The sequence below is a fragment of the Bradyrhizobium sp. AC87j1 genome (assembly GCF_002936975.1).
Taxonomy (GTDB): Bacteria; Pseudomonadota; Alphaproteobacteria; order Rhizobiales; family Xanthobacteraceae; genus Bradyrhizobium; species Bradyrhizobium shewense.
The window spans coordinates 1-10,435 of sequence record NZ_PTFE01000163.1 but is presented as its reverse complement, the minus strand read 5'-3'; the positions used below and the strand labels follow the sequence as shown (position 1 = coordinate 10,435).

12 protein-coding genes and 1 pseudogene are annotated in these 10,435 nt (G+C 58.3%); 10 read left to right on the top strand and 3 right to left on the bottom strand.

The window, feature by feature from the left end; translation table 11 throughout:
- From CV770_RS39250 to tnpA, 3 genes and pseudogenes are all read right to left on the bottom strand, one after another.
- A pseudogene (locus CV770_RS39250) lies at positions 1 to 233 on the bottom strand (IS66 family transposase); the annotation flags it as partial.
- A 52-nt stretch (positions 234 to 285) separates the two neighbouring features.
- Positions 286 to 639, bottom strand: a complete 354-nt coding sequence (gene tnpB, locus CV770_RS39245) for an IS66 family insertion sequence element accessory protein TnpB (protein WP_104466132.1) — start codon at positions 637 to 639, stop codon at positions 286 to 288.
- Positions 620 to 1,093, bottom strand: a complete 474-nt coding sequence (tnpA, locus tag CV770_RS39240; RefSeq protein WP_201760240.1) for an IS66-like element accessory protein TnpA — start codon at positions 1,091 to 1,093, stop codon at positions 620 to 622. The genes tnpB and tnpA overlap by 20 nt, the downstream gene beginning before the upstream one ends.
- An 865-nt stretch (positions 1,094 to 1,958) precedes the next feature.
- Here tnpA and CV770_RS39235 point away from each other — a divergent pair.
- The 10 genes from CV770_RS39235 to CV770_RS39190 all read left to right on the top strand — a co-directional run.
- Complete coding sequence (locus CV770_RS39235) at positions 1,959 to 2,621, top strand: hypothetical protein (RefSeq protein WP_104466131.1); 663 nt, start codon at positions 1,959 to 1,961, stop codon at positions 2,619 to 2,621.
- On the top strand, positions 2,618 to 3,604 hold the full coding sequence (gene sctQ, locus CV770_RS39230; RefSeq protein WP_104466130.1) for a type III secretion system cytoplasmic ring protein SctQ: 987 nt from the start codon (positions 2,618 to 2,620) through the stop codon (positions 3,602 to 3,604). Before CV770_RS39235 ends, sctQ begins: the two co-directional genes overlap by 4 nt.
- A complete protein-coding gene (gene sctR, locus CV770_RS39225) occupies positions 3,601 to 4,263 on the top strand; it encodes a type III secretion system export apparatus subunit SctR (RefSeq protein ID WP_104466129.1) in 663 nt (220 codons plus the stop codon). The genes sctQ and sctR overlap by 4 nt, the downstream gene beginning before the upstream one ends.
- Before the next feature lie 26 nt (positions 4,264 to 4,289).
- Complete coding sequence (sctS, locus tag CV770_RS39220; protein ID WP_456816536.1) at positions 4,290 to 4,520, top strand: type III secretion system export apparatus subunit SctS; 231 nt, start codon at positions 4,290 to 4,292, stop codon at positions 4,518 to 4,520.
- A gap of 93 nt (positions 4,521 to 4,613) precedes the next feature.
- Positions 4,614 to 5,402, top strand: a complete 789-nt coding sequence (gene sctT, locus CV770_RS39215; protein ID WP_104466127.1) for a type III secretion system export apparatus subunit SctT — start codon at positions 4,614 to 4,616, stop codon at positions 5,400 to 5,402.
- Positions 5,403 to 5,408: 6 nt separating this feature from the next.
- On the top strand, positions 5,409 to 6,473 hold the full coding sequence (locus CV770_RS39210; protein ID WP_104466126.1) for an EscU/YscU/HrcU family type III secretion system export apparatus switch protein: 1,065 nt from the start codon (positions 5,409 to 5,411) through the stop codon (positions 6,471 to 6,473).
- Between the two features lie 1,042 nt (positions 6,474 to 7,515).
- Positions 7,516 to 8,019 carry a SycD/LcrH family type III secretion system chaperone gene (locus CV770_RS39205; protein ID WP_210203167.1) on the top strand — a complete coding sequence of 168 codons (504 nt, stop codon included), beginning with the start codon at positions 7,516 to 7,518 and terminating at the stop codon, positions 8,017 to 8,019.
- The gene (sctE, locus tag CV770_RS39200; protein WP_104466124.1) at positions 8,009 to 9,142 is read left to right on the top strand and encodes a type III secretion system translocon subunit SseC family protein; all 1,134 of its coding nucleotides are present in this window, start codon (positions 8,009 to 8,011) and stop codon (positions 9,140 to 9,142) included. The genes CV770_RS39205 and sctE overlap by 11 nt, the downstream gene beginning before the upstream one ends.
- Before the next feature lie 43 nt (positions 9,143 to 9,185).
- Positions 9,186 to 10,052, top strand: a complete 867-nt coding sequence (locus CV770_RS39195; RefSeq protein WP_146101446.1) for a hypothetical protein — start codon at positions 9,186 to 9,188, stop codon at positions 10,050 to 10,052.
- A gap of 52 nt (positions 10,053 to 10,104) precedes the next feature.
- Positions 10,105 to 10,435, top strand: a 331-nt coding sequence (locus CV770_RS39190; RefSeq protein ID WP_146101445.1) for a hypothetical protein, incomplete at its 3' end; no start/stop codon positions are given.

The following is a 10,435-nucleotide window of genomic DNA, read 5'->3' as shown; positions in this document are numbered from 1 at the left end:
TCGGCGATATTGTTCGTTTCACTGCCGGCGTCATCCTCATCGGCGGCCTGCTCGGCTTCATTGAAGAGACGATCGACGTGCTTTTCGCTGCGTGGCGCAAAACGATGCAGGCGTGCCAGCGCCAGTTTTTCCTCGAGTTTGACGACGCGGTCGGCGAGTTGATGGTTCTCCGCCTGCAGCGCAGCAATGCGCGCCAACAGCACTTCAACACTCGGATCGCCGGTTCGATTCATCGGATTCTTGAATCTGAACCGTACCGACGCGTCAACCGCTCAACTCTAGAGCTCAGCCGGCAACCTGATATTGCCGCACCGGATGGCGGACCATCGCATCGATATCGATGCCGTCAAGGATCCAGTGCAATTGCTCGGTCGTCAGCGTGACGACCGCCTCCTGGCGGCGCGGCCATCGGAACTTGTCCTCGGTCAGCCGCTTCAGGACCAGCACAAAGCCGGACCGGTCGAAGAACAGCAACTTCATCCGGTCGCAACGGCGATTGCAGAACGCAAAAACCGCCGGAGTGAATGGATCGAGCGCCATCGTCTCCTGGACCAGGACCGCAAGGCTGTTGATGCCAGCCCGGAAGTCGATCGGCTCACGGTGCAGATTGACTTGCAGGTCACCGCCCAGTCTGAACATGGCTCAGTGCTCCGATGATCGCCGTCAACGCATCTACATCGCCGCATTCCAGCGCGAGCTTCACGCCGTTCGGCAGGGACGCGCTCACTTTGGCCGGAGAGCAAAAAGCTGCGGTCCTTTTGGATTCCGAATCACGCACTTCATCGCAAGTCGCCGGCAAATCCACCGTCGCCACGCTGCTCTGCCGCGACAGGGAACGATCGGCAGTCCTCTCAAGCTGAACCGGGATGAACGCCGGTGGTGAAGACGGCGGCAGCGACCTGGTCGCCGTCCACTTCTTGATCCACTTCCGAAGAAGGTTCGCATTGACCCCATGTTCGAGCGCAAGCCTCGATACCGAAACCCCAGGTTCAAGGCAGGCCGCGACAAGACGGTCCTTCGATGTGGGGTCGTATCGCCGGCGCCCATTCCGGCCAACAAGCCTGACCCGCAGTTTCTGATCATCGTCTGCCATCACAAGGTGTCCACCTAATTTGGTGGACACCTCATGCATCACAGCACTCAACCGCAAAAGGTGCGGCGAAATTCGCGCTTACTCCTTAGCGGCGGCGTTGCTGTCCTCGCAGCATAGCCTTGCAACGACTGCGTCACCAAGTTCGTCAGAGCCGGGCTTCGCGCCGGCAACTTCAGTCACGCGGGTGTGCCGATAGCACCGTGCGACAGGCCACTCCCGAACATATCCAATGCGGTTGCCTCGGTGGATTGTGTCGGTATCCGCGCTCCTGACGTTGCCGTCTGCACACGCTTCTCGCAGAGCGCGATATCGGCAAATTGGGGGGCGGTCTCAGACTCAGGCAGCAGACTGGCCCACCGGCTTCGCAGTCCGTTTCACGAGGGATATGCACCTGTCTCGTCAGCCATAGGCACGAAATATGACCCCAGAACGAGCATCTATTGGTCCTGGCCGCTTTGAATTTCTATCATCAAGCACCAGACCGTTACATTCGCCACTTCGACCGCCAACGAACTTCCTCCAATCAAGCCAAACAATGCCTCCCATGGAATACGCGGACCAATCCCTTCGCCTTCCGATGGAATGGTGGTTAAGCCCTGCGCGGCGCCTGCTCTTCTGGGGGTCGCACTTGCGGCCTGCGAGAGCGTCGTTTGCATACCTCCTTATGGATCGGAAGCCTCAAATGGCCTGAGTGGAAGGGAGTGCCTTGCGCTGCCCTTTGTCTCCTGGGGTACAAGGTCTTGAGTGGTGACTGGAGGGATGAGTTGCGGCGCTGCAATGCGCGAAATGAGCTGTCTGCATGACATTTCAGCGTGCCTGTCGCTGCGGCGCGTTTGATGTCTGAAGCTGCGATGGAGTTGCCTTGATGAAGGTCCGTGACGGCGCTTGGATTTCGGCAATCGCGCCACGTGACCGCTCGCCCCCGCACGCGTTCGCGGCCTGGAAGCCTGTGTCTGGTGCGGATTACGAGCTCTTTCGGCGACGGCTCGAAGAGGCCCCTCTGGATGGCTGCGAGTCGCCCGCGGATGGTTCCGGCTGCACCAAGCTCGGCAACGATCAGCATGATCCGGTGGCGATGGGGAGCGTTGCGCCCTCCTGCGTGGCCACCGTCGCGCTCGAACCCGTCAAGCTGGATTATGCCCGGGGTTCGGGAGTGGACGGAAAGCTCTCACGTTCCGCGGAGCTCGTTGAGCTGGCGGAGGCGATCGTTGAGCGCGTTTTGATATGTCCGGACCGCACGGGCGACGCGACGGCGTACATCACGTTGAATCATGTCGTGTTTGGGAGCGCATGTGTGTCCGTCAGCTGCCGCGACGATACGCTATCTCTCACCATCGTCTCCGACCACCTTAGGTCCATCTTGCAATTGCGAGGCCAGGCGTTTGCGCGCCACTTGTCTGATCGGCTCGGCATGCGCGTCATGATTGCAGTCGGTGGCCGATGTGCACTTTCACGAGCAGAGGGCTATCATTGGCACTCTTCCGGTTCGGAGGCGACATTCCGCTACAGCGCTGAGAAGAGCTCATGATCGATCTTCCCCGCTATAACGGACCCGATGCTGTCGCAATATCGCGAATTGCGAGTCGTCTTCCGTTTGCTTTCAGTCTCGCCGGCATCGAGGTGCAGGCGGTCATGTCCGATTTAGCGCATCGACGCATCCCGGTGCCAAGTCACACTGTGGTAATGAGTGTGTACGGCCACAAAATCCGCCTCGCATTGGGGGCAATGCTCCTTCCGCAGCTGGCCGTAGAACGATGGCCGGAGATCACCACATTGCCTCCGGGCCACGGCCTGGGTGAGATATTGTTTGATATCGTTCTCCAGGATCTGGCGATCGAGGTGGAGCGATGGTGCGGTCAGCGGCCGACCTGGTCCTGCTCCGACGTCGCGGCCACGCGTCCCTACGCGTTCAAGATCGTTCGGCTGGAGCGTCCCAACGACCTGGTCGGTTTGGTGGAACTCGATGGTGAGGGGCTGCAGTGGGTCGCCGACTGTTGCTCCGACCTGCCGGTCGTAGCCGCAGCGCTCGAAGAGCTTCCGCTTCTTCTGGATGTGCGCATTGCTCCCATCTACCTTGCCATGGCGGAATTACAGCGACTTGCGCAAGGTGACGTCATCTTGCTCGACAATCAATCGGTGGGCAATGATGGCGCGATGACCGTTGTTGCACACCTCTCTAACAGTCCCTGGTTTCGTGCCTCGATCCGGGATTGCCGCCTCTCTATCCAATCAGTAGTGGATCGTTTGATGGACAAGCCCGAGTTTCTCCCGCCTGAAAGCCTCGACAGCCTTAATCTGACCGTCGATGTGGATGTCGGACGTTTGACCATGCCGCTCGGACAGCTTCGTGAACTCGCTGTGGGCCAGGTCATCGATCTCGGCTTTGATGCAACCGCTAACGTTTCTCTGCGCGTCAATGGCCAAGTCCTCGCGACGGGTGAGCTGGTGCGCATTGCTGAGCGGACTGGGGTGCGGCTGCTGGATCTGCGCTTGCCGCGGGCTGAGCAATGAATAAGTTGCCCGACCCCGCTACGCTTATTGTCCTGATGGGAGCCATCGCGGTCCTGCCCTTCGTTGCGATTACGGTAACGTCCTACGTCAAGCTTGTCGTCGTCTTTGGGCTGCTGCGCAACGCACTCGGCGTTCAGAATATTCCACCGAACATGGCCTTGAACGCAATCGCTATCTTACTTTCGGCCTACATCATGCAGCCAGTGGCAAAGAGCGCATATCAGGCTCTGCGTGACAGGCCAGTCGCGTACCAAACGTTCGGAGAACTGGTCGACACGATAGCCACAGGTGCCGAGCCAGTTCGTGACTTCCTCGTCAAAAACACGTCCATGACAACACGTCATTTCTTCGTCAATGCCACGCACAAGTTGTGGAGCAAGGAAGACTCGGCTGACGTCGTCGACAACGCGTTTTTGATCTTGATCCCGGCCTTCATCACATCCGAACTGGAAGAGGCATTTAAGGTCGGATGCTTGTTGTTCCTGCCTTTCATCGTTATCGATCTCGTTATCTCCAACATTCTTCTGGCGATGGGCATGATGATGGTTTCACCTATGACGATATCTCTGCCATTCAAGCTGTTCTTGTTCGTTGCCGTGAACGGGTGGCAGCGCCTCATCCACGGCCTCGTCTTGTCCTACGCAGGACCGGCGTCTTGAATTCCGCCACGCTCGTCAACGTCGCCATTGAAGCGCTTACACTGTCGGTTGTGCTGTCCTTGCCGGCCGTCCTCGTCGCTACGATAGTGGGACTGATCATCGGTCTCATCCAGGCCATGACCCAGATTCAAGAGCAGACGCTTTCCTTCGCCGTGAAGCTGATAAGCGTAAATCTTGTGCTGGTCGCCACCGCGAGCTGGTTTGAGGAGCTTGGCCGGTACACCACGCGAATTTTCGACAAGATCGGTGCAGTGTAGGCATCGGAGCTCGAGCCGGTCGTCGATTGTCCATCACGTGCGGCATCGGCAGCAAGGACCGCGGCCGCTCTTCATCATCCTGGTTGTCCTTTCATGTTGTCACTTGATCCTGATCATATGCGTACCGCCCTCGTTGTTCTTGTGCTCGCGGTCGCGCGCATATCGGGCATGATGCTGGTCGTCCCAGTCCTCCCGCGCAACCTGGTGACCGGAATGACACGCAACAGCGTGATCATCGCATTGTCCTTCCCTGTAATAGGGCGCGCCTGGACAACAAGGCCCGAGGACCTCGACCTTGCCAGCCTGATGCTGATCCTGGGCCTCGGACTGAAGGAACTTATGCTCGGGCTTGTACTCGGATTGCCAGTTGCTGCCGTCATGTGGGGCGTGGAGGCGTGCGGCACATTCATTGACAATCAAAGGGGTGCAACGATGGCCAGTCTGCTCGATCCGGCAAGCGGCAATCAAACATCGCCGCTTGGGACATTCCTAAGTGAGCTTTACCTCACATGGCTGTTCGTCACGGGAGGCTTCTCCAAGCTCCTGGAGGCACTCTATCGCTCGCATGAAATCTGGCCCGTATGGGCCTTTCGTCCGACAATTGGTCCAGCGTTCGTCGGGGCGGTGCTGAGCCTCGCAGACCTCGTCATGCTGTTGACATTGCTCCTCGCCGGTCCAGCCATCCTCGCCATGTTCCTAAGCGAATTGGGTCTGGCGCTGATTGGTCGGTTCGCGCCACAATTGCAGGTCTTTTATGTCGCTATGCCGGTCAAAAGCGTGGTTGGTTTGCTGCTGCTGATCCTGTCGCTCGCGACTGTGTTGACCCATGCCGGCGATCACGGGCTATCGCCCGTCGCATTTGTTCGCCGTATCGCCATGTGAGTATTCATGCCAGCTGGTAAGAGCGAAAAACCGACACCTCAGAGGCTGCGCGAGCTGCGCAAGAAAGGACAGGTCGCTCAGAGCAGGGAGGTCGTCTCGGCGGTGTTGACCATTGGGTTCTTCGCCTTGTTCGTCGCCTCTTTGCCTCGCCTGGTGGACCGACTTGAGGCCGCGCTCCTGTTACCCATCGTGTATCTGAAAAATGATAACTTTGTCGTTGTCGCGCTGCAACTCTTCGGATCGTACAGCCGTGAGATACAGAGCCTGACAATGCCGTTTCTCGGCGTCGTACTGATCGGCGGTGTGGGCGCCCATATGTTGCAGACCGGAGTGCTTTTCTCGCCCTCAGCAGCGGCGCCATCGCCCATGAAGCTGAACCCAAGTGAGAACATCAGCAGGATATTTTCGTCGCAGAGCCTCTTCGAGCTGAGCCGATCAATCGTGAAGGTGCTGTTGCTCGGTCTCGTTCTTCTATTTGTGGTTCGCACAGCAGTAAGTTCGCTTGTATGGATCCCGACCTGCGGAGTATCCTGCCTGGCTTTGCTGACGGGTAACCTCTTATTCTATGTCGCGATTTGGGCGGGGTCGATCCATCTTGTCGTGGCAATTGTGGATTTTGCGTTCCAGCGGTGGCAGTTCGAGAAGAGGAATATGATGTCGCTGGAGGAAGTGAAGCGAGAATACAAGGAAACGGAAGGCGATCCCCTGATCAAAAGGCGCCGCAAGCAACTTCGTTCGCAATTAATGGCTAAGAATCCTATTGCTCTGGCACGCAATGCGACCGTGTTGATCTCCAATCCCACGCATATTGCGGTGGCAGTTTACTACGATGGGCAACAAATTCCGCTACCCGTGATTGACGCTATCGGTACCGATCTCGTCGCACAGCAAATGATCGCGGCCGCCAGCGCCGCTGGCGTGCCGGTGATGCGAAATGTTCCGCTGGCGCGTGCGCTCCTGGAAGACGGTCTGGTCGATGAATATATCCCGTCACACTTGATTGAACCTATCGCAGAGGTGTTGCGGGCGCTCGGGGATCTTGCAACCGAGACTGGTGGTGGTCGGCTCTGATTTCATGCGGTCAGTTGCGAGCTTCGGAATAGTCACCATGGCGCGAATGAATTAGACGCCTTGGGGCCACCTTCGACACCATGCTCACAGAGCCGAGTAATTTGTCGTGAATTGTTCAGCAACATCCACTACTTATTGCAGATCGACGTGCCCGAGCGCTGCTTGCCCGCATACGTGATCCTGCCTCCAGGAAACCTCGTCGTTTGGCGAGAAGGTCCGGCCAAGTTGCAAGATATGAGTTCGGGTCGCTATTAGGTGCCCCTAGGATGTAGGCAATTTAAGGCCGGGGCAGTAGCGGCGGGTCGAACGAGAGGCGTCCCGGACAATGCCACGCGCTTCACATCCACGATATGTCGCTGTTGCGGCTCTCGCCCTCATCAGCTTTCAGGGAAAGCTCAAATAATCCGTTGGTCGAGATCGACCTAAACGGTAGCGCCCGCTTGCGCCGGGACGAGCGGCCCTATCATTCGTGCCGATGCACCCATAATGACTCAATATTTTGCGCGCCGCGGACTCTCGGGTACCGAGGGCAGGGGCCGTCCAGTACTCCTAGATGCCGAAGTTCGTCTCGGCGTCGTTCAGTCGGGATAACGGGCATCTTGTGCAAGACGCTGTTTGTCCCAGCCCAGGCGTCGAGCCGCCGATCTGGCGGTCGACGTGCTCGAGTGGTTTGCACGTGCTGGCGGCATGGCGCCGTCGGGTGCGGTCGGACCTCGGTTGCATCGGCATGGAGTTGGTGAGGAAACGAACGTGGATCTAGATGAAACGATACAAAGGTCCCGACAAACGATCGAGCAAATGGACCGCCTTCTAAGGAGGGCGGATGCTCAACTTGAGTGGCTGGCTCAACTATCGGACGCCGGGGCTGCCGGCCCGGATTTCGCTCCTGCGAGCAGCCTCGATTGCGACGGGGGCTCTGACGCATCTTATTTATGCGAGCAGGCGGCCCCAGGCGATGTTTTGCCTTCACCCGAAACGACTTTGAATCTTTCATGGTTCGGACAAAGGGTGTGATATGGCGAGCGGGGTCGAGCAAGGCCTATTGAGCGATCCTGAGGCGGCCGATGCGATTGACGGCGCAGCCTCGTCGCCCCTCGCGCTCGACCTCATGGCGGGGCGCGCGACGTTAGGCGATGTCGTTGGCATTACAGACGAAGAGCTTGAGGCGCTATATGCGCTGGGCTACCGCTATTACTGCTGCGGCAAATATGAGCACGCGCTGAGTTTCTTTCGCTTTCTATGCTTGCATCGACACACAGACGCGAGATCCTGGCTCAGCCTGGCTGCTGCCAGTCAGATGCTTGAGGATACAGAGGGGGCGGTGCAGGCTTACAGGTTGGCTGCGCTCCTGAACGGCGAGGACCCGCAGATACCGCTTCGCGCTGCAGAATGCTTGGTCAAACTGGGGCGCCCGGCAGCAGCAATAGTCGCGCTCGGTGATGTCCTGACGCTCAGCGCCGGAAATCCCGAGCTCAACACGTTCGCCTGGCGCGCGCGACGGATGCTCGACCGTCTGAAAACGGAAAGGAACTCAAATGGTGAATAGCTTGAACGCAGCCGGTTGGACCAGTGAAGCGCAGTACGAAGCAGGGATGCAGCTTGTACCCGGTCGCTCCTTGATCGCTCGTTCAGGCGCGCTCCATACGACAGCAGTTGGCAATTTGCCACCAGCAGTCTCCCGCAAAGTCGTCGCATCGGGCTCGATTCCGAACCTGGCGGTGCCACGCGGGCTCGACCCGATCGAACTTGCTAACAATCTGCTGGCAGTGAGGATCAAAATGGCTGACCGGCTAATTGCGGGCGGGATGGCGGATGTTCGACACGAAGGCGAACTGCTAAGGCAGCAGCACGAGACGATCGGCAACAAGATCATCGAAGCCGCCAACGCCATGGCGAAAGCGAAAAAGACCGCACACATAAGGAAGTTTCTCGGGTGGCTCGCGGTCGGGCTCTCGGTCGCGGCCGCCGTGGTCACTGGTGGCACTCTTGCGACGGTTGCCGCAGCAGTGACAGTTGGCGTTGCGGTTCTCAACGAAACCGGTGTCGTCCACAAGATGACCCAGGCGATTGCCAAGCGTCTCATGAAAGACGGCAACATGGATGCCGCCCAGGCGAACAAAGTGGCGATCGGCATCACGATGGGCATCATATTGTCCGTCACAGTTCTGACGGCAGGCGCCGGGCTCATGGGCGGAGCTGCGAATGGAGCCCGCGCAGCCGCTATGTGGAGCCGCCTCGGTGAGGCCGGCGCTTCGGCTCTCCGTGGACTTGCCTCCCTCGCAAAGCAGCCGGGCTCGTTGGCAACCGTCCTCGCAAGGGCCATGAATCAAGCCGCTTCCACGATCGCAGATACAACCTCGAACGCCACCAGGATTGCTCAGATCAGCCAGAGGGTTTCGACTGCCGCTCGCGTTGGCGAGGCAACTGCTTCGTTCGGCGAGGCCGCTGCGGGCATAGCGAATGGGGTTCAGCAGAAGGAGGCCGCGGACACTCAGGCGGACGCGTTGGACATAAGGAAGCGTATTACGTGGATGAAAGAGCTTCAAAACAACGAGATGGACTTCATCAAGCAGCTCGTCCTCGACCAGAAGGCGACCACGCAGAGGATTGCCGAGGCTATCGAGAGCCGCAGTGCTAGCGATGCGTCTCTCATCCGTGCCTTCGCCTAATCACTTCTAACAGCCTTCACTTGCGAGCGTAAGGAACGCATTCATGCTAGGTGCTATCGAGCGCGTAAATGTTGCCGGCGTTGATCCATTGGACACTGCCGCGCATCGTCAGCTTTCGCCGAGTTCGCCCTCTGTCTCCCTGCGCGGCGCCCGCGCACCAGAGGCGACCACTACTCAGTCGCTTGCCCAGAGTGTTAAGGGCGCGCCAAACTCTGCATTGCTTGGAACCTCGGCTCCTGAGCCTGTTACTCAGCAGACGCTTTCAGGTATTGCGCCCAAGCTCGAGGACTTTGCGACGGGAAGCAACATGTCGGCAATTGCGGCGCTCATTGTTCGTCTCAATTCCGAACTTCGCAAAGCGGCCAGAGAGGACATGTGGGCTGCGGTTGGCGCCGATATCGCTGCGCAAGACGCGGCCGCCAAGTCGATTCGAAGCTCAGGGCTCTACCAGTTGTTTGGCTCAATCGTCGCATCGAGTGGCGCTATCGCGGGCGCCGGCATGAACCTCAAGGGTGCTCGCCAGAGTCAGTTGCGGTTCGAAAGCAATGCACCCAAGGCCTCGTCCGGCCTTGAAGCCCGCACTCCTGATGGCATGGACCATTTCGACTTTACGCGCATGGCTCACGCGCAAACCGCAGCCGCACAGGAGACCATGAAATGGGGAGGCATGGCCGCCATGACAACGGAAACGTCCAAGATCGCCGGGGCCGGCATGAACATGGCGTCCACTCAATGTCAGGAAGAGAAAGCGAAGCATGACGCGGATAGCACCAAGGCGAAGGCCCACGCGGAGGACGAAAGGCAATTCATCGATTACTATCAGACGCAGATTCAGGACATGCTGAGCAAGCTTGCGGAGATGCGTAGTGCAGATAGCGAGACGAGGAGCAAACTCGTCAACATGGCATGAGTGCAACCCATCGTTTGAACAAACGATGTTTAGACCGGAAGGAAGGTAGAAAATGATCAATGGAACTGCAAGCGTGCCGTCCTACAGTGCGGACTATGCCGTCACAGATGGGCAGTCGCTATATTCGACCATGATGCTGCTCCTGATGGAGCGACACGGCATCTACGAGACGGAGCTTCGGGCTGATTATGCCAGCATGCAGGCGCGTAACAATCTTTTGAAAGATATGAATAGCGCATTGGCGACCCTGCGGGCCGAAAGGCCAAATGACGATAAGACTGTCAGAGCGTACGGCACCTTTGTCGATTCGCAAGGCAAGACCCGAAGTGTTTATGAGTTCATACAGGCGAATGGCATCGCCATCGAGACCAACAATAACGACG